The sequence below is a fragment of the Achromobacter sp. JUb104 genome (genome assembly GCF_024806975.1).
Lineage (GTDB): Bacteria > Pseudomonadota > Gammaproteobacteria > Burkholderiales > Burkholderiaceae_B > Achromobacter > Achromobacter spanius.
Genome location: NZ_JANUEY010000002.1, coordinates 1,302,240 through 1,320,150, shown reverse-complemented (window position 1 = coordinate 1,320,150; position 17,911 = coordinate 1,302,240). Strand labels below are relative to the sequence as shown.

The following is a 17,911-nucleotide window of genomic DNA, read 5'->3' as shown; positions in this document are numbered from 1 at the left end:
AGCAAGAGTGAGGACTGGGCCAGATTATTGCAGGGAATGCCGCGCCGCCTGAAAAGCTTTGTCGTGGCGATGGCGCGGCGGCGCCAAGGGCGGCCGATTCGATTCCTGATCGGCATTGGACCGGGCGCGGCTACACTCGCTCCTCATGGAAGAAAGCCTTTTATCCGCTGTTCAGTGGTTGCTGGGAATGTTGGCGCTGCCCTCGGTGGGCTTGTCCGCCATTTTCACGGTATCGCTCGTTTCCGCCACCTTGCTGCCGCTGGGCTCCGAGCCGGCGGTGTTTGGCTACATCAAGCTGTCGCCCGACATGTTCTGGCCGGCCATCCTGGTGGCGACGGCCGGCAACACCGTGGGCGGGGCGATCAGCTACTGGATGGGCGTGGGCGCCGAAAAAGCCGTGCATCGCTGGAAGGAAAAACACCCGCACCCTCATCCCGACGCCACCGAAAGCGGGCGGATGCGGGGCCGCTGGAATGAGCGCGCCCACGATTGGCTGCACCGCATGGGCCCGCCGGCCTTGCTGCTGTCCTGGTTGCCCGCCGTGGGCGACCCGCTGTGCGCCGTGGCGGGCTGGCTGCGTTTGTCGTTCTGGCCCTGCATGCTTTATATGGCCATCGGCAAATTCCTGCGGTATCTGGTCATGACGGCCAGCCTGCTGTGGTTCTTCCCGGGCCAGATCTAAGCACTGACGTCGAACTTAAACGGGGACGGTTAACGCCAGTTTCCCCGTGCCATTGGCCGGCTTCCCAGGGGTATTTGGGGTCAAGTCCGGCCAATGGCATAAAATAATTTTTTATGGGCCCCTCCTGCTGCCATGAACGCCCCACTCGCTAGCCACATTTTGAACGGGGCGATGCCGCCCGCGACACCCGCGCGACTGCGCGAAATCCCCTACAACTACACGTCGTTTTCCGACCGCGAGATTGTCGGCCGGCTGCTGGGCGATGACGCCTGGAGCTTGCTGACCGACCTGCGCGGCGAGCGCCGCACGGGCCGTTCCGCGCGGATGCTGTACGAAGTGCTGGGCGATATCTGGGTGGTGCGGCGCAACCCGTATCTGCAGGACGACCTGCTGGACAATCCCAAGCGGCGCAAGCAGCTGATCGATGCCCTGCACCATCGCCTGGGCGAAATCGACCGTCGGCGCGAACCGGGCATCCCCACCGAAGCAGGCCATGATCCGCATCGCGACGAAAAGGTGGTCGGCCTGTTGGCCCGCGCCCGTTCCGCGATTGCCGCCTTCGAAGGGGAATTCGACCAGACCACCATGATGCGCAAGCAGGCGCAGAAGGTGCTGGGCCGCATCACCGCGCGCGACAACATCAAGTTCGACGGCCTGTCGCGCGTGTCCCACGTGACGGACGCCACCGACTGGCGCGTGGAATACCCGTTCGTGGTGCTGACGCCCGATTCCGAAGATGAGATCGCCGCGCTGGTCACCGCCTGTATTGAGCTGGGCCTGACCATTGTTCCGCGTGGCGGCGGCACGGGCTATACCGGCGGCGCCATTCCGCTGACCTGGAAGTCGGCCGTCATCAACACCGAAAAGTTCGACAAGCTGGGCAAGGTCGAGTCCTGTATCTTGCCCGGGCTGACCGAGCCCGTGGCCGTCATCCACGCCGGCGCCGGCGTGGTGACCAAGCGCGTGTCGGAAGCGGCCGAAGCCGCGGGCTTTGTCTTCGCGGTGGACCCGACCTCGGCCGAAGCGTCGTGCGTGGGCGGCAACATCGCCATGAACGCGGGCGGCAAGAAGGCCGTGCTGTGGGGCACCGCGCTGGACAACCTGGCCTGGTGGCGCATGGTGGATCCGGACGGCAACTGGCTGGAAGTCACCCGCCTGGAACACAACATGGGCAAGATCCATGACGTGGACACGGCCCGCTTCGAACTCAAGTGGTTCGATGGCAAGGGCAAGCCCGGCGAGCGTCTCTTGAAGACCGAGCTGCTGGAAATCAAAGGCCGCGTGTTCCGCAAGGAAGGCCTGGGCAAGGACGTTACCGACAAATTCCTGGCCGGCCTGCCCGGCATCCAGAAGGAAGGTTGCGACGGCCTGATCACGTCGGCACGCTGGGTGCTGCACCGCATGCCGCGCCACACGCGCACCGTCTGTATGGAATTCTTCGGGCAGGCGCGCGACGCCATCCCGTCGATTGTCGAGGTCAAGGGCTACCTGGACGGCGAAGGCAAGGCGCGCGGCGCCATCCTGGCTGGCCTGGAACACCTGGACGAACGCTATCTGCGCGCGGTGGGCTACGCCACCAAGAGCAAGCGCGGTGTGCTGCCCAAGATGGTCTTGATTGGCGACATCGTTGGCGACGATGATGACGCGGTGGCCGCCGCCGCCAGCGAAGTCGTGCGCCTGGCCAACACGCGCCATGGCGAAGGCTTTGTGGCCGTCAGCCCCGAGGCGCGCAAGAAGTTCTGGCTGGACCGCTCGCGCACCGCCGCGATCGCGCGCCACACCAACGCCTTCAAGATCAACGAAGACGTCGTGATTCCGCTGCCCCGCATGGGCGAATACACGGATCACATCGAACGCATCAACATCGAACTGTCGACCAGCAACAAGCTCAAGCTGCTGGGTGCGCTGGACGCCTACCTGTGCACGCCGCTGCCCATCGGCAAGGCCGACGACGCGGACATCGACAGCACCCGTGCCGAAGTGCTGGCCGAACGCACGCGCCAGGCGCTTGAGCTGCTGGGCAGCGTGCGCCAGCGCTGGCAATGGCTGCTGGACAACCTGGACCTGCCGCTGGCGCAGGCGCTGCCTGAACTGCAAGCGCTGGGCCTGGGCGACGTGCAAGCCACGCTGACCGACCGCCTGGCCGCGCAACCCACGGCGCGCCTGTTCGACGTGGTGCAGGACCGCACGATTCGTGTGTCGTGGAAGACTGAAGTACTGCCCGGCTTGCAGCGTGCGTTTTCGGGCGCGGCGTACAAGAAGATCGTCGATGAGCTGATCGCCATCCATGGCCGTGTGCTGAAGAGCCGCGTGTTCGTGGCGCTGCACATGCACGCCGGCGACGGCAACGTGCACACCAATATCCCGGTCAACTCGGACGACTACGAGATGCTGGGCGAGGCCCACCAGGCCGTCGACCGCATCATGCAGATTGCCCGCGACCTGGACGGCGTGATTTCCGGCGAACACGGCATCGGGCTGACCAAGTACGAATTCCTGACCGACGCCGAGCTGGCGCCGTTCCAGGATTACAAGCGCCGCGTCGACCCCAACGGCCACTTCAACGCCGGCAAGCTGATGCCCGGCGCTGATTTGCGCCACGCCTGGACGCCCAGCTTCAACCTGATGGGCCACGAGTCGCTGATCATGCAGCAAAGCGACATCGGCGCCATCTCGGAATCCATCAAGGACTGCCTGCGCTGCGGCAAGTGCAAGCCGGTGTGCGCCACGCACGTGCCGCGCGCGAACCTGCTGTATTCGCCGCGCAACAAGATTTTGGCGACCTCGCTGCTGGTCGAAGCCTTTTTGTACGAAGAGCAGACGCGGCGCGGCGTCAGTCTGAAGCACTGGGAAGAATTCGAAGACGTGGCGGACCACTGCACGGTTTGCCACAAGTGCTACAACCCCTGTCCGGTGGATATCGACTTCGGCGACGTGTCGATGAACATGCGCGCCGTGCTGCGCCGCATGGGCCGCAAGTCGTTCAATCCGGGCACGGCCAGCGCCATGTTCTTCTTGAACGCGAAGGACCCGGCCACCATCAACGCCACGCGCAAGGCGATGGTGGGGGTGGGCTACAAGGTCCAGCGCGCCGCGCATGACTTGTTTTCGGGATTGGTGAAAAAGCAGACGGCCAAGCCGCCGGCCACCGTGGGCAAGCCGCCGCTGCGCGAGCAGATCATTCACTTCGTGAACAAGAAGATGCCGGGCGGGCTGCCGAAACAGGCCGCGCGCAAGTTGCTGGATATCGAAGACGCGAACTACGTGCCGATCATCCGCGACCCCAAGGCCACAACCGCCGATACGGAAGCCGTGTTCTATTTCCCGGGTTGCGGTTCAGAGCGCCTGTTCTCGCAGGTGGGCCTGGCCACGCAAGCCATGCTGTGGCATGCGGGCGTGCAGACGGTGTTGCCGCCGGGGTATCTGTGCTGCGGCTATCCCCAGCGCGGCAACGGCATGACGGACAAGGCCGAGCAGATCATCACCGATAACCGGGTGCTGTTCCATCGGGTTGCCAATACGCTGAACTACCTGGACATCAAGACGGTGGTGGTCAGTTGCGGCACGTGCTACGACCAGTTGTCGGGCTATGAGTTCGACAAGATCTTCCCAGGCTGCCGTTTGATCGACATCCACGAGTACCTGCTGGAAAAGGGCATCAAGCTGGAAGGCGCCAAGGGTGTGCGCTACATGTATCACGACCCCTGCCACACGCCGATGAAGCTGCAAGAGCCGATGAAGACGGTGCGGGCGCTGGTGGGTGATGAAGCCATCAAGAGCGACCGCTGCTGCGGGGAATCGGGCACGTTGGCGGTCAGCCGGCCGGATATCTCGACGCAGGTGCGTTTTCGCAAGCAGGAAGAATTGCTGAAAGGCGACGCGGCGCTGCGCGGTGATGGCTTCGCCGGCGACGTGAAGGTGCTGACGTCATGCCCATCGTGCTTGCAGGGGCTGTCGCGCTATGAGGGCGACGTCAAGATGGAAGCGGATTACATCGTTGTCGAGATGGCCCGGCACATTCTCGGTGAAGGGTGGATGGAAGATTACGTGAAGCGCGCGAACGCTGGGGGGATTGAGCGGGTGCTGGTGTGATGGGTTGCGCGCGAAATTGACTGGGGATTTTCTCGGCGGTGGTGCGCGCTTCACCCATCCTACGGGCGGTTGGTTTGATGGGTTACGCGCGAAATTGACTGGGGATTTTCTCGGCGGTGGTGCGCGCTTCACCCATCCTACGGATGGTCGTCGTTTGTAGGATGGGTGTAGCGCGAGAGCTTGGTCAGAAGGACCGAATCGCGAATCGCGCGGAACCCATCTTCGTGTTACCAAGCGCTTTCCCGTCACAAATAAAAAACCCGCGTGCAGCCCAAGCTGACGCGGGTTTTTTAATGGCTGGCCGGATTATTCCAGCTTGATGTTCGCCTTCTTGATCACGTCCGCCCACGCGCTGCGCTCTTGTTCGGCGTAGGCCTTGAAGTCTTGCGCGGACATCGGCATCGGGATCACGCCCATGTCCAGCATCTTCTTGGATACGGCGTCGCTTTTCAGCGTGGCGCCCAGGTCGGCCGACAGCTTCTTCACCACCGCTTCCGGCAGGCCGGCGGGGCCGACCAGGCCTTGCCAGGCGTAGGCCGTAAAATTGGCCACGCCTTGTTCGGCCATCGTCGGGGTGTCGGGCAGCACCGACAGGCGTTCCGGCGTGGCGGCGGCCAGGACGCGTAGCTTGCCGGCCTTGACGTTCGGCAAGCCGGATGCCAGGTCGATGAACATCACGTCCACCTGTCCGCCCAGAAGGTCCTGGATGGCGGGGGCCGCGCCCTTGTAAGGCACGTGCAGCAGGTCCGCGCCGGTACGCTGCTTGAAGAGTTCAAGCGCCAGATGGTGCGGCGAACCCGCGCCGGCCGAGGCCGCGCTCAGCTTGCCCGGCTCTTTCTTGGCGGCGGCCAGCACGTCGGCCACCGTCTTGTACGGCGAATTGACGTTCACGGCCAGCAGCAGCGGGAACTTGGCGATGCCGCCGATGTAGGTGAACTTGGCCGGATCGTAGGACAGCTTCGCGTACAGCGATGAATTGAACGCCAGCGTGCCCGAATCCGCCGTGCCGACCATGTAGCCGGTGGGGTCCGCTTGCGCGATGGCGGTGGCGCCGATGATGGTGGCCGCGCCCGGGCGGTTTTCCACCACGATGGTCTGGCCCAGCGGCTTTTCCAGGCCGCTGGCAACCGTGCGGGCGACCACGTCGGTGCCGCCGCCTGCCGGGTACGGCACGATCCAGCGGATCGGCTGGGTGGGCCAGGATTGGGCGGAAGCCGTGGCGGCGGCCAGCGACAGGGCGGCCAGCGCCAACAGGCGCCGTGCGGGATGGTGCATGGGGTGTCTCCTCGTGCGGGATCAAAGATTGAGCGCGACGCGGGCGCTTCTTGTTCTGCGCCGTCAGTCCGCGCTGCTATTTTTTGCGCCGCTATTATGCTCGCGTTCCACGCGAAAAGGGGGCCGGTCGGCCCCCTGTTTTCCCGCATGCACCTGCCTGTCTACTGCGGATCCGGGTATGTGCGGGCGCCGAAGATCGCCGTGCCGATGCGCACTTCGGTCGAGCCTTCCTCAATAGCCAGTTCAAAGTCGCCGCTCATACCCATCGACAGGCGCTCCAGCGAGACGCCATCGATATTTTCGGCGCGCAGGCTGTCGCGCAGCTCGCGCAGGGCGCGAAAGCAGGCCCTTACTTGCTCGGGGTCGGGCGAGTTCACCGCCAGCGTCATCAGGCCTTGCACGCGCAAGGTGGGAAATTCCGCCGCAATGCGGCGCAAGAACGCGGATACGTCCTCGGGCGCCATGCCGAACTTGCTGGGTTCGGTCGAGGTCTTCACCTGGACCAGCACGTCCAGGGTCCGGCCCTCATTGAGCAGGCGGCGGTGCAGGGCCTCGGCCAGATCGGCACGGTCCAGCGATTGCACTTCAGTGGCGTCGCGCGCGGCGTCCTTGGCCTTGTTGGTCTGCAAATGCCCGATCAGCACCCATTGCAGGCCTTGCCCGGCCAACGCGGCCGCCTTCTGCCGGATTTCCTGGGTCTTGTTTTCGCCGAAACGGGTCAGGCCCAGCGGCATGGCTTCGCGAATTGCGTCCACCTCGAAGGTCTTGCTGACGGGCAGCAGCACCACGCTGTCCGGGCTGCGCCCGGCGCGCGCGCAGGCGTCGGCAATGCGTTGGCGGATGTGGGCGATGCGCCCGGCCATGGTGTCTACGACGGTCATGCAGCTCTCTTGCAGGAACAGGATGTCCCATAGTGTAGGACTGTGCAGGACGGTTTCGCCACACCGCCTGCGACCGTCGTTGACCCTGCGTAATCCGCAGGCTTAGAATTTGCAGAGATTTGTTTATATTTCAATGTTCTATGCCCTCCGGCGCCGCCCCAGCAGGCGACACGGTTCTTCCCCTTCCCAGTCTCCCCGCCATGTCCAGCGCAGCGCCTGAATACGCCTTTGCCACGCCGTTCCTGAATCCCCCCGCATCCCCCATCCGATCGCTCATGCCGTATGCCTTGCGGCCGGGCACGATTTCGCTGGCGGGCGGCTACCCCGCGCAAGAACTGTTCGACGTCGAGGGGCTGTCCGTCGCGTCCACCCAGGTCATGTCGCGGCTGGGCGCCTGCTTGCAGTATTCCAACATTGACGGCCAGGTCAGCCTGCGCAACGAATTGGCCCGTTTGACGGCCGCGCGCGGCCTGCAGTGCAACGCCGACACCGAGCTTGTCGTGACGGGCGGCTCGCAGCAGGCCCTGGCGCTGCTGACCCGCGTGATGCTGCAACCCGGCGACCACGCCATCATCGAATCGCCCGCGTTCCCCAATTCCGTGCAGGCCTTGCGCTACACAGGCGCCACGGTGCATACGGTTGCGTCGGGCCCGGATGGCATCGACGTGGATGCGCTGGACGAACTGGCCGCGCGCGTCAAACCCAAGATGGTCTGCGTGGTGGCGTCGTTCTCGAACCCCTGCGGCGCAACGATCTCGCGCCAGCGCCGCTTGCGCTTGCTGGAACTGGCCGTCAAGCACCGCTTCCTGATCGTGGAAGACGACCCCTACAGCGAACTGCGTTTTGCCGGCGAAGCGGTGCCGCCCATTGCGGCCCTGGCCGAGGGCGAAGCCCGTCACTGGGCCGTGTACCTGGCCAGCATGTCCAAGACCATGGCGCCGGCGCTGCGTATCGGCTGGCTGATTGCGCCGCCCGAAATCCGCCGCCGCTGCGTCAGTGCCAAGGCCGCCGACGACATGGCTTCATCCGCATGGATCCAGGAAGTGGTGGCGCAATACCTGGCCAATGGCCGCTACGACGAACACGTGCCGCGCATACGCGCCGCCTATGGCTTGCGCTGCGACGCCATGGCCGAGGCCTTGGCCCGCGAGCTGGACGGCCGTGTCAGCTTCAGCAAGCCCGAAGGCGGCATGTTCTTCTGGGCGCGCTTGACGGGCGATGTGGACGCGACCCGCCTGTTGCCCTACGCCATCGAGCATGAAGTGGTCTACGTGCCGGGCAAGGCGTTCTATGCCAACGCCGAACAGGCCGACCTGTTCGCCATGCGCATGTCGTTCGCCACCATGAACGAAGGCCAGATCGCCCAGGGCATGGTGCGCCTGGGCCGCGCGCTGGATGCCTGCCAAGCCAACGAGCCCGTGTCGATTTCGCTGGCGGCGTGACGGGATAACCGCGTCGCGGCAAAGCGGCGCTCGCTTGCGGGCCGCCGCGCACATACCTTAATAAGCGCTTGTTATTTGGCGCAGGCGCTTCATGTCTATAAGCTTCTTGCCTCGGCGCGTCCCCGCGCCCGGTAAAAACAGGAACCAGGTCATGAACATTGCAAAAGGGTTGGTGGGCGCGGCGCTCTTGATGGCAGCGGCGCAAGGTGCGCAGGCGGCAACGTTGGACGTCGTGCGCGAGCGCGGCGCCGTGGCCTGCGGCACCACCACGGGCTTTGCCGGCTTTTCGGCGCCCGATGCGCAAGGCAAATGGCAGGGGCTGGACGTAGACGTTTGCCGCGCCATTGCCGCGGCGGTCTTCGGCGACGCCAACAAGATCAAAATCGTGCCCTTGAATTCGCAGCAGCGTTTCACCGCGCTGCAATCGGGCGAAGTGGACGTGCTGACGCGCAACACCACCGTGACGCAGCAGCGCGATACCGCGCTGGGCATCATCCACGCCGGCATCAACTTCTACGACGGCCAGGGTTTTCTGGTGCCGAAGTCGCTGGGCGTAAAAAGCGCCAAGGAAATCAGCGGCGCCACCATCTGCCTGCAAACGGGAACGTCCAACGAAAACACGCTGGCCGATTGGGCGCGCGCCAACAACGTCACCTACAAGCCGGTTGTGATCGAAACGTTCAACGAAGTGGTCAACGCTTTTGCCACGGGCCGTTGCGATGTGTTTTCGACCGATGCGTCGGGCCTGGCATCGATCCGCATTTCCAAGCTGCAAAATCCCGACGATTACCTGGTGTTGCCCGAGATCATCTCGAAAGAGCCGCTGGGGCCCTTCGTGCGCCAGGGCGACGATAAGTGGCTGAACATCGTGCGTTGGTCACTGTCGGCCATGATCGAAGCCGAGGAATACGGCGTGACGTCCAAGAACGTGGACGAGCAGGCCAAAAGCGCCAACCCCAACATCAAGCGCATTCTGGGTGTGACGCCGGGCAGCGGCGCCAATCTGGGTCTGGACGAAAAGTGGGCCTACAACATCGTCAAGCAAGTGGGCAATTACGGCGAAAGCTTTGAGCGCAACGTGGGAGAAGGCAGCCCGTTGAAGATCAAGCGTGGCCTGAATGCGCAGTGGACGCAGGGTGGTTTGATGTACGCGCTGCCGATCCGTTGATCGTCCGATGGCGCTGCCGCCAGCGCAGCGCCGCCCGTCACCCCTGTCGGTACAACTGCGCGATCTTCACGAAAGCGGTGCGCAGTTCCCGGGTGCCGCCCTGAAGAATCACAGGCCGGCCCCGGTGCGTGAAGATCACCAGCCGTTTTGAAAACAGCATCGGGACGAAGCGGGCGTAGCGCACGTCTTCCCACGCGACTTCCCGGCGGGTGAACCACGACTGGCGCAGCCCGCGCTCGTCGATCGTGGTGATCGACACCTGCATGTGCCAGGACACGAACAGCAGCCCCACAAAGCACAGCACCACCACGACGGCCAGCAGGGTGTCGAAGGGCTGCGCGGGGGCGCGGATGGCGGTGGTGACCACCTGCACGCCCAGCACGGCCAGGATGACCCAGGCCAAAATCCTTACCCAATCCGGCCACGCCTGCCCCGACAAGGGCAACGGCCCGATCTCGCGCAGCAATGCCGCGCGGTCTTCCAAAGACGGGGCAGGGCCGGGCTGGTTCATGCGGCCCGTTTGGCCGCGATGGCATTGCCCGCGCGGCTGGAACCCTTGCGGTTCAGGTGGGCCGACATCCATTGGCCGATATCGACCACGGCGTCGAAGTCCACGCCCGTGTCGATGTTCAGGCCGCGCAGCATGTACAGCACGTCTTCGGTGGCGACGTTGCCGGTGGCGCCCTTGGCGTAGGGGCAGCCGCCCAGGCCGGCGACCGACGTATGGAAGATGGAAATGTCGGTTTCCAGCGCCGCCAGAATGTTGGCCAGCGCCTGGCCGTAGGTGTCGTGGAAGTGGCCGGACACGCGCGCCGGGTCAACCACGCGGGTGACTGCCGCCATCACGTCGCGCACGCGCTGCGGCGTGCCCACGCCGATGGTGTCGGCCACGTCTATTTCATCGACCTGCATCGCCAAGTAGCGCTGCGCCACGTCCACCACGGCCTCGACCGGAACCTCGCCCTGGTACGGACAGCCCAGCGCGCAACTGATGCTGCCGCGCACGCGGATGCCGGCTTCGCGCGCGGCTTGCACCACGGGTTCGAAGCGGGCGATGGATTCGGCGATGGAGCAGTTGATGTTCTTTTGCGAGAACGCTTCGCTGGCGGCGCCGAAGATGACGATTTCGTCCGCGCCGGCGGCCAGCGCGCCTTCAAAGCCCTTCATGTTGGGCGTCAGCACCGAATAGATGGTGCCCGGACGGCGCTCGATGCGCGCCATGACGTCGGCGCCATCGGCCATCTGCGGCACCCACTTGGGTGACACGAACGACGCGGCTTCCACATTGGGGAAGCCCGCGGCCGACAGGCGGTTGATCAGCTCGACCTTGATCTCGGTCGGCACGAATTCCTTTTCATTCTGCAGACCGTCGCGGGGCGACACTTCGACGATCTTCACGCGGGAGGGCAAAGCCATGTCTCTTCCTGGTTCGATTTGGGTGACGCGGCGCGCAAGGCTGCGGCGCCATCGTCAATATTAGCGCCATCGGAACGCGCGCTGCCCAAGCGGGTGATGTGTCTATGAGCCGCGCGCAAGGTACGTGGGTTGAGAGCCCGCGCACCGGCTCCTAGCTCAGCCGCTGGTACCGCCCATCATCCAGGCGAGCGATGCGGCCCTGCAATTCCAGTTCCACCAATTGCGCCTGCAGGTCGCCCACGGCCAGCCCCGAGCGGACCTGGATGGCGTCCAGGTGCAGCGGATCAAAGCCCAGCGCCTCCAGCACGGGGTGGCTGGGCAATGCCGGGGCGGGCGGCGTCACACGGCGCGCGGTGGGCGTGGGGCCGCCGCCGAGTTCGTCGGTAATGTCGGCGGCCGTTTCCACCAGCTTGGCGCCTTGGCGGATCAGAGCATGGCAGCCGCGCGACAAGGGCGAATGGATGGAGCCGGGAATGGCGAAGACCTCGCGCCCGCTTTCGCCGGCCAGCCGCGCGGTGATGAGCGACCCGCTTTGCTTGGCGGCTTCCACCACCAGCACGCCGCGCGCCAGGCCCGCCACGATGCGGTTGCGCTTGGGAAAGTGCGGCGGCAGGGCGCCCGTGCCCAAGGGAAATTCAGACACCAGCGCGCCGTGTGCGGCGATGCGGTGCGCCAGATCGCGGTGACGCGCGGGGTAGATGCGGTCGATGCCGGTGCCCATGACGGCGACGGTGCCCGCGCCATCGGCCCCCGCGTCCAGCGCGCCTTCGTGCGCCGCGGCGTCGATGCCCAGCGCCAGACCGCTGACCACCCGCCAGCCATGTCCGGCCAGATGTCGGGCGAATGCGCGTGCGTTCTCCTGGCCGCCCGGCGTGGCGTTACGCGCGCCCACGACCGCCAGGGAGGGCCCTTGCAGGAAGGCGGGATTTCCCACCACGTACAGCAGGATGGGCGGGTCGGCGATGGTCAAGAGATTCTGCGGATAAGCCGGGTCGGCCAGCGTCAGGATGTAGCGGTCAGGGCCTTGCACCCATTGCAGCGCGCCTTCCACCAGGGCCGCCATGTCGGCCGGCATGGGCGCGGCCAGTTGGCGCGCCAGCGCGTCGGGCAAGTGGCGGGCCAGGGCGGTGGCGCGCTGCGCGTAAATCTGCTCGGGCAGGCCGAGCGCGCTCAGCAGCGTACAGGCGGTGGCGGAACCCACATTGGGCTCCAGGGACAGCCGCAACCAGGCGGACAGTTCGTCAACAGTATGCGTAAGCGGCATGAGGCGGGCAGGTAGGTGGGCAACCAGGGTGGGCAAGTGTCGCATGCAAGGCGCGATGGGCGTCGGCGGGGCAGGGATGAAAGCGTCCAGGCAGGGGCCGTGTGATGCAACGGTGGTGGGTCTGGCCAGGATCCTGGATCGCCGTTGAAAAGGGGGCGGACCCGCCTCATCAACAAGCGGGGACGCAGCAATTCCGCAATGCCGGACTTAGCCGAAAACTATTAGAAATCAAGACTCTAATGAATTAAACTCTTGCCCAAGCATCAATTACTGGCGATCCCCTTTCAATGGCTTTACTTCCTATCCTTCGCTACCCGGACCCGCGCTTGCATAAAAAGGCCAAGCCGGTAGCCGAAGTCGACGACCGCATTCGTCAACTGGTGCGCGACATGGCCGAAACCATGTACGACGCGCCGGGTGTCGGCCTGGCCGCAACCCAGGTCGACGTGCATGAGCGCGTGGTCGTGATCGACGTGTCCGAGGACAGCAATGAACTGCTCACGCTGATCAACCCCGAGATCACCTGGCGCAGCGATGACCACAAGGTCTACGAAGAAGGCTGCCTGTCCGTGCCGGGTGTCTACGACGAGGTCGAACGCGCCTCGCGTATCCGCTGCAAGGCGCTGGACATCGACGGCAAACCCTTCGAGTTCGAGGCCGACGGCCTGCTGGCCGTGTGCGTGCAGCACGAGCTGGACCACCTGGAAGGCAAGGTCTTCGTTGAATACCTGTCCAACCTCAAGCAGAACCGCATCAAGACCAAGCTGAAGAAGGCCGAGCGCGAAGCGCTGCGCGACTGATTCCCGTTTTCCACTCTTTGGTCTGACATCCCCATGCGCCTAGTTTTTGCCGGCACGCCGGAATTCGCCCGTATCGCTTTCGACGCCTTGCGGGCCGCGGGTCACGAGATTGCCCTGGTGATGACCCAACCCGATCGTCCCGCCGGGCGTGGCCTGAAGCTGACGCCCAGCCCGGTCAAGCAGGCCGCGCTGGATGCCGGTATTCCCGTCGCCCAGCCGCGCAGCCTGCGCCTGGATGGCCGCTACCCCGACGAGGCCGCCGAGGCGCGCGCGCTGCTGGAGCAGGTGGCGCCCGACGTGATGGTGGTGGCCGCCTATGGCCTGATCCTGCCGCAATGGGTGCTGGACCTGCCGCGCCTGGGCTGCCTGAACATCCACGCCAGCCTGCTGCCGCGCTGGCGCGGCGCGGCGCCGATTCAGCGCGCCATTGAAGCAGGCGACACACAAACGGGCGTGACCATCATGCAGATGGATCAGGGTCTGGATACGGGCGACATGCTGCTTGAGCGCGTGGTGCCCATTTCCGCCGATACCAACGCCGCGCAATTGCACGACGCCTTAGCGCTGGCAGGGGGCGAAGCCATTGTGGATGCGCTGAACGCCTTGGCTCAAGGCGGCCTGACCCCGCGCAAGCAACCCGAAGACGGCGTGACCTACGCCGCCAAGCTGGACAAGGCCGAAGCCGCGCTGGACTGCACCCAGCCCGCCGAATTGCTGGCGCGCCGCGTGCGCGCCTTCAACCCCGTGCCCGGTGCCAGCATCCGCCTGGCCGGCCTGCCCGATCCGGTCAAGGTGTGGCGCGCGCAGGCGCTGGATATGGCCGTGACGGCCGAGCCCGGCAGCGTGTTGCGCGCTGACGCGAACGGTATCGACATCGCCACCGGCGCGGGCGTGCTGCGCTTGCTGGAATTGCAGAAGGCGGGCGGCAAGCGCCAGCCGGTGGATGTGTTCATGCGCGGCTGGCAGCCGGCCTGAACCCTCAGGGCTGGCGGCTGCCGGCCAGCAAGTCCAGGTAGGCGCCCGCCACCAACTGCGTGGGCGCTACCCCCAGCCCTGCCATCAAGGTGCGGGCTTCTTCCATGCCGGCGTCGGTGCTTTCGCCGTCGCGCAGCACCACTTCCAGTTCCAGGAATTCCCCCAGGCCCTCGATCCGGTCCAGATGGATGCGGGTACGTCCGGCCATGAACACCACACGGTGCTTTTTCACGCGGCCAATGGCGCCATAGGCCAGCGTCAGGGTCTCGCGCAGGGTGTCGGGCGATTCCGTGGGGGATATCGAGTAGAAGCTTTCTTTGGGGCCGGTGTCGTCGGCACGGCGGTAAAAGATCAGTTCGCCCGTGCCGTCGGCAAACGCGCGCAGCTTCAGGCGGCCGTGGGTGCAGGTGAAGAAGGTGTCGTCTTGTTCCAGGGACGCGGGCTCTTGCCCTGATAGCGCGGCGGCCAGGGGTTCCAGCGCGGCGATGCTATCGACACGGGCCTTGATTTCGACGTTGCGTGCCATGTGTGCGGACCCCCAGGGCCGATATCAGTACAAGGTGCCCGCAACGCGCGCGGGCAGGTCGCGGTCGTAAGCCACGCCGTCGAAGGTGCCGGCCGTCAGGTCCGACAGGATGCGGCCGGTACTGGGCAGCGCGCTGCGCGGCACTTGCGTGGCCGGGTCCCACAGGCGCGAGCGCAGCAGGGCGCGCGAGCATTGGAAGTACACGGTTTGCACATCGATGATCAGCACCGAGCGCGGCAGCTTGCCGTCCATGGCAAAGCGTTCCAGCAGGGCCGGGTCGACGCTGATGCGCGCCGTGCCGTTCACCCGCAACGTTTCGCCCACTCCCGGCACCAGGAACAGCAGCGCCACGCGGGGATCGGCCAGCACGTTCAGCAGGCTGTCCATGCGGTTGTTGCCACGGCGATCAGGCAGCAACAGCGTCTTCTCGTCTTCCACCACCACAAAGCCGGCGGGGTCGCCGCGCGGCGATGCATCCAGGCCATCCGGCCCGCAAGTGGCCAGCATCGCGAACGGCGCCGCTTCGATGAAGGCGCGGTAGTGCGGGTGCACGTGATCCACTTCCTTCTTCAACGAAGCCTCGCCAGGCTCCCCGTACAGCGCTTGCAGCGCGGCGGGGTTGGTGACGAGATGAGCGGGGTCGGTGTGCATGGCGGGTTCCGGTGGGCGGGGTCAGGCCAGAATGGCGGGCAGGTCGGCGACGGCTGTAAAGAGTTCGTCGGGCTTGCGTTCGCGCAGGGCGTCCATGTGGTTATAGCCCCAGGCGACCGACCCGACGCGCACGCCGGCCTTGCGGGCGGCGTCGATGTCGCGCATTTCGTCGCCCACCAGCAGGAAGCGTTCGGGGGCCACTTCATGGCGCCGCATCAAGCGGTCGATCTTGGCGGCCTTGCCGAACAGGTCGGTGCCGCATTCATAGTCGTCAAACAGCGCGGCGGTGTCGGCGCCCAGCACGCGCTGCACGTTTTCAATGGAGTTCGAACTGATCACCGCCAGGCGCATCCCACCGGCCTTCAATTGCGCGAGCATATCGGGGATGCCGTCGAACAGGTGCACGCTGGGGTCGATGTCCTGCATCAGCGTGCGCACGTGCGTCATGATGGCCGGCAACTTCCACAGCGGAATGCCCAGGTACTTCAGGATTTCAGAGGCTTCGCGATGGCGCAGGTTTTCGCGTTCGGACAAGTCGATCTTGCGAAAGCCGTATTTGTCGGCCACCGTGTTCAGAATGGAATTGAACCAAGGCATGGTGTCCGCCAAGGTTCCGTCGAAGTCGAATGCAGCGATGTCGTATTTCAAGTAATCAATCCGTTTGCCGGCTTGCGGCGGCGCTACAAGCCGTTGGGGTGAAGCAAATAGTGCACCACCGGCGCCAGGGCTTCAAGCGGCGGCGCGCTGGCCACGACACGGGCGGCGTTGGTCCAGGGGTAATCCAGGCCCAGCAGCCAGCCGAACACGGCGGGCATGTCGGCCGCCGGCAGCGTGACCATGGTTTCGATGGTGATGGTGAGGTCGGTCGCGCGATAGGGCTCCGGCTGAAACTTCCAGTCGTACCGGCCACAGCCCACGCGCACATTGCCGGTGGCCTTTTCGGTCATGCCGACGATCCAGTCGCACTGGTAGTCGGGCAGCCGCGCGTCGGCCGCGGGTCGCGACAGGTAGAACGTGTAGACGTTTTCGTAGGTTTGCCCGAACTTGCGGACCAGCGTGTCGGCTATTGCCGCCAAGCCGTGGGATTCGGGCGGAAACGCAATGGCCTGCGTGCGCAGGGCCATTTTCAGCACGGCGTCGGGGGCGAATGCGCGCGCCATGTGGTGGGGGCGGTTCTCGTCCTTGGCGTGGAAATACGCACGCAACACGGACTCGGTGCTGGAGGGGGACAACGAATCGGAGGACATTGCTAGGGCTTCCGTCATGGTCTCAAGTGTGTGGGTGTGGGACATCAGGCCGTGATGGGATCGAACCACTTCGAGACGTTGGGCGGCTCGTAGATGGCGTAGCGATCCAGCAGCAGGGCGGGGTCTTCTTCCACGACCAGCATGTCGCGATGCTGGGGGCGGATGAAGGCTTCTTCGACGGCGTGGTCCACGAACTGCACCAGCGCATCGTAATACCCCGCGATATTCAACAGGCCGCAGGGCTTCTGGTGCATGTTCAATTGCGCCCAGGTCCAGACTTCAAAAAACTCTTCAAGCGTGCCGGCGCCGCCAGGCAGGGCGATGAAGCCGTCTGACTTCTCGATCATCATCGCCTTGCGCTCGTGCATGTTCTGCACCAGGTGCAATTCGGTCAGGCCACGGTGCGCCTGTTCCTTTTTCTGCAGCAGTTCGGGGATCACGCCGATGACGCGGCCGCCAGCGGCGAGCACCTCGTTGGCCACCACGCCCATGATGCCGACGACAGACCCGCCGTACACCAGCCCCAGGTCGCGCTTGACCAATTCGCGGGCCAGCACGCGGGCCTGCTCGATGTAGTCCGGGCGCGAGCCGGGATTCGAGCCGCAATACACGCAGATGTTCTTCAGGTTCATAACAGGTTCAAGATGGCCGGGCCCGTTACAGATTGCGTCACGGGCGTTCCGGGAAGTCGATAGTTTACGAGAAGGTCAGCGGGCGCGTTTGGGGGGCTCCAGCCAGTGCAAATTGGTGGCAGGAGCAATGTTTGGACACAGCAAGTTCCGCTGTGATCGGTAGACTGAGTCGTTCGGTACGACTGGAAATCCAGCGTCGTAGGGCTTTCACTAACTAGAGGAGCGAACGATATGGAACAAGCAACCCGAACCCCCCAGAAGGCCAGCCGCCCATTCGACATGGACGTGAAGGCGATCCGCGCCAAGGCACGCCAAGACATCGAGTCCGGCGCCGTCACGGACACCTATCGCGCAGACCGCGAAACCGTGCTGAAACTGCTGAACGAAGCGTTGGCCACGGAAATCGTCTGTGTGCTGCGCTACAAGCGCCACTACTTCATGGCCCGTGGCTTGAACGCCGAACCGGTGGCGGCGGAATTCGCCGAACACGCCACGCAGGAACAGGAACACGCCGACCGCCTGGCCGAGCGCATCGTGCAGCTGGGTGGCGAGCCGAACCTGTCGCCCAAGGGCATCCTGGAGCGCAGCCATTCGGAATATGTCGAAGGCAAAAGCCTGCAAGACATGATCAAGGAAAACTTGATCGCCGAACGTATCGCCATCGACAGCTATCGTCAGATGATCGAATACATCGGTGATCAGGATTCCACCACGCGCCGGATGCTGGAAGAGATCCTGGCGGTGGAAGAGGAACACGCCGACGATCTGGCGGATTTCCTGTAAACAAGCAGCCGCATCGCGCGGCGATGGCGTCTGCCTGGCGGGCGCGATCAAACCAAGAGGGGCGCACCGCCAAGGCT

17 protein-coding genes are annotated in these 17,911 nt (G+C 64.8%); 7 read left to right on the top strand and 10 right to left on the bottom strand.

Annotation, left to right across the window (positions count from 1 at the left end; all coding sequences use genetic code 11):
* Window positions 1-145: 145 nt before the first annotated feature.
* Window positions 146-682 carry a YqaA family protein gene (locus M2361_RS17775; protein ID WP_100853952.1) on the top strand — a complete coding sequence of 179 codons (537 nt, stop codon included), beginning with the start codon at window positions 146-148 and terminating at the stop codon, window positions 680-682.
* A gap of 132 nt (window positions 683-814) precedes the next feature.
* Window positions 815-4,774: an FAD/FMN-binding oxidoreductase gene (locus tag M2361_RS17770; RefSeq protein WP_259250951.1), complete on the top strand. Its 3,960-nt coding sequence runs from the start codon at window positions 815-817 to the stop codon at window positions 4,772-4,774.
* A gap of 306 nt (window positions 4,775-5,080) precedes the next feature.
* Here M2361_RS17770 and M2361_RS17765 read toward each other — a convergent pair whose 3' ends face one another.
* Both M2361_RS17765 and M2361_RS17760 read right to left on the bottom strand, forming a co-directional pair.
* Window positions 5,081-6,049, bottom strand: coding sequence for a tripartite tricarboxylate transporter substrate binding protein (locus M2361_RS17765; protein WP_259250950.1), 969 nt, complete (start codon window positions 6,047-6,049; stop codon window positions 5,081-5,083).
* 161 nt (window positions 6,050-6,210) lie between these two features.
* Window positions 6,211-6,930: a YggS family pyridoxal phosphate-dependent enzyme gene (locus M2361_RS17760; protein WP_259250949.1), complete on the bottom strand. Its 720-nt coding sequence runs from the start codon at window positions 6,928-6,930 to the stop codon at window positions 6,211-6,213.
* 200 nt (window positions 6,931-7,130) lie between these two features.
* Between M2361_RS17760 and M2361_RS17755 the strand changes: the two genes are divergently transcribed.
* Both M2361_RS17755 and M2361_RS17750 read left to right on the top strand, forming a co-directional pair.
* Window positions 7,131-8,372 carry a PLP-dependent aminotransferase family protein gene (locus tag M2361_RS17755; RefSeq protein WP_259250947.1) on the top strand — a complete coding sequence of 414 codons (1,242 nt, stop codon included), beginning with the start codon at window positions 7,131-7,133 and terminating at the stop codon, window positions 8,370-8,372.
* Between the two features lie 151 nt (window positions 8,373-8,523).
* Window positions 8,524-9,540, top strand: a complete 1,017-nt coding sequence (locus M2361_RS17750; RefSeq protein ID WP_100853957.1) for an amino acid ABC transporter substrate-binding protein — start codon at window positions 8,524-8,526, stop codon at window positions 9,538-9,540.
* Between the two features lie 37 nt (window positions 9,541-9,577).
* Here the strand turns inward: M2361_RS17750 and M2361_RS17745 are convergent, their stop codons facing one another.
* From M2361_RS17745 to dprA, 3 genes are all read right to left on the bottom strand, one after another.
* A complete protein-coding gene (locus M2361_RS17745; protein ID WP_259250946.1) occupies window positions 9,578-10,051 on the bottom strand; it encodes a hypothetical protein in 474 nt (157 codons plus the stop codon).
* Complete coding sequence (locus tag M2361_RS17740; protein ID WP_259250945.1) at window positions 10,048-10,956, bottom strand: hydroxymethylglutaryl-CoA lyase; 909 nt, start codon at window positions 10,954-10,956, stop codon at window positions 10,048-10,050. Before M2361_RS17740 ends, M2361_RS17745 begins: the two co-directional genes overlap by 4 nt.
* 151 nt (window positions 10,957-11,107) lie before the next feature.
* On the bottom strand, window positions 11,108-12,220 hold the full coding sequence (gene dprA / locus M2361_RS17735; RefSeq protein ID WP_259250944.1) for a DNA-processing protein DprA: 1,113 nt from the start codon (window positions 12,218-12,220) through the stop codon (window positions 11,108-11,110).
* Between the two features lie 287 nt (window positions 12,221-12,507).
* On the opposite strand from dprA, the gene def reads away from it, so the two are divergent.
* Both def and fmt read left to right on the top strand, forming a co-directional pair.
* Window positions 12,508-13,020: a peptide deformylase gene (def, locus tag M2361_RS17730; protein ID WP_259250943.1), complete on the top strand. Its 513-nt coding sequence runs from the start codon at window positions 12,508-12,510 to the stop codon at window positions 13,018-13,020.
* A 33-nt stretch (window positions 13,021-13,053) separates the two neighbouring features.
* Window positions 13,054-13,995: a methionyl-tRNA formyltransferase gene (fmt, locus tag M2361_RS17725; RefSeq protein ID WP_259250942.1), complete on the top strand. Its 942-nt coding sequence runs from the start codon at window positions 13,054-13,056 to the stop codon at window positions 13,993-13,995.
* 4 nt (window positions 13,996-13,999) lie between these two features.
* On the opposite strand, the gene M2361_RS17720 is transcribed toward fmt, so the two are convergent.
* From M2361_RS17720 to M2361_RS17700, 5 genes are read right to left on the bottom strand one after another with little or no spacing between them, the layout of a single operon-like run.
* Window positions 14,000-14,521, bottom strand: coding sequence for a class IV adenylate cyclase (locus M2361_RS17720; protein ID WP_259250941.1), 522 nt, complete (start codon window positions 14,519-14,521; stop codon window positions 14,000-14,002).
* A gap of 24 nt (window positions 14,522-14,545) precedes the next feature.
* The gene (locus M2361_RS17715; protein ID WP_259250940.1) at window positions 14,546-15,172 is read right to left on the bottom strand and encodes a pyridoxamine 5'-phosphate oxidase family protein; all 627 of its coding nucleotides are present in this window, start codon (window positions 15,170-15,172) and stop codon (window positions 14,546-14,548) included.
* A gap of 21 nt (window positions 15,173-15,193) precedes the next feature.
* On the bottom strand, window positions 15,194-15,820 hold the full coding sequence (locus M2361_RS17710; RefSeq protein ID WP_259250939.1) for an HAD hydrolase-like protein: 627 nt from the start codon (window positions 15,818-15,820) through the stop codon (window positions 15,194-15,196).
* 32 nt (window positions 15,821-15,852) lie between these two features.
* Window positions 15,853-16,437, bottom strand: coding sequence for a hypothetical protein (locus M2361_RS17705; RefSeq protein WP_404976386.1), 585 nt, complete (start codon window positions 16,435-16,437; stop codon window positions 15,853-15,855).
* A gap of 26 nt (window positions 16,438-16,463) precedes the next feature.
* Window positions 16,464-17,051: a TIGR00730 family Rossman fold protein gene (locus M2361_RS17700; RefSeq protein WP_259250937.1), complete on the bottom strand. Its 588-nt coding sequence runs from the start codon at window positions 17,049-17,051 to the stop codon at window positions 16,464-16,466.
* 231 nt (window positions 17,052-17,282) lie between these two features.
* Between M2361_RS17700 and M2361_RS17695 the strand changes: the two genes are divergently transcribed.
* Window positions 17,283-17,834: a bacterioferritin gene (locus tag M2361_RS17695; protein WP_259250936.1), complete on the top strand. Its 552-nt coding sequence runs from the start codon at window positions 17,283-17,285 to the stop codon at window positions 17,832-17,834.
* Window positions 17,835-17,911: the final 77 nt, after the last annotated feature.

Coding starts and splice junctions, on each gene's coding strand:
- M2361_RS17775 (WP_100853952.1), top strand. CDS start 146: ATGGAAGAAAGCCTTTTATCCGCTGTTCAGTGGTTGCTGGGAATGTTG.
- M2361_RS17770 (WP_259250951.1), top strand. CDS start 815: ATGAACGCCCCACTCGCTAGCCACATTTTGAACGGGGCGATGCCGCCC.
- M2361_RS17765 (WP_259250950.1), bottom strand. CDS start 6,049: ATGCACCATCCCGCACGGCGCCTGTTGGCGCTGGCCGCCCTGTCGCTG.
- M2361_RS17760 (WP_259250949.1), bottom strand. CDS start 6,930: ATGACCGTCGTAGACACCATGGCCGGGCGCATCGCCCACATCCGCCAA.
- M2361_RS17755 (WP_259250947.1), top strand. CDS start 7,131: ATGTCCAGCGCAGCGCCTGAATACGCCTTTGCCACGCCGTTCCTGAAT.
- M2361_RS17750 (WP_100853957.1), top strand. CDS start 8,524: ATGAACATTGCAAAAGGGTTGGTGGGCGCGGCGCTCTTGATGGCAGCG.
- M2361_RS17745 (WP_259250946.1), bottom strand. CDS start 10,051: ATGAACCAGCCCGGCCCTGCCCCGTCTTTGGAAGACCGCGCGGCATTG.
- M2361_RS17740 (WP_259250945.1), bottom strand. CDS start 10,956: ATGGCTTTGCCCTCCCGCGTGAAGATCGTCGAAGTGTCGCCCCGCGAC.
- dprA (WP_259250944.1), bottom strand. CDS start 12,220: ATGCCGCTTACGCATACTGTTGACGAACTGTCCGCCTGGTTGCGGCTG.
- def (WP_259250943.1), top strand. CDS start 12,508: ATGGCTTTACTTCCTATCCTTCGCTACCCGGACCCGCGCTTGCATAAA.
- fmt (WP_259250942.1), top strand. CDS start 13,054: ATGCGCCTAGTTTTTGCCGGCACGCCGGAATTCGCCCGTATCGCTTTC.
- M2361_RS17720 (WP_259250941.1), bottom strand. CDS start 14,521: ATGGCACGCAACGTCGAAATCAAGGCCCGTGTCGATAGCATCGCCGCG.
- M2361_RS17715 (WP_259250940.1), bottom strand. CDS start 15,172: ATGCACACCGACCCCGCTCATCTCGTCACCAACCCCGCCGCGCTGCAA.
- M2361_RS17705 (WP_404976386.1), bottom strand. CDS start 16,437: ATGACGGAAGCCCTAGCAATGTCCTCCGATTCGTTGTCCCCCTCCAGC.
- M2361_RS17700 (WP_259250937.1), bottom strand. CDS start 17,051: ATGAACCTGAAGAACATCTGCGTGTATTGCGGCTCGAATCCCGGCTCG.
- M2361_RS17695 (WP_259250936.1), top strand. CDS start 17,283: ATGGAACAAGCAACCCGAACCCCCCAGAAGGCCAGCCGCCCATTCGAC.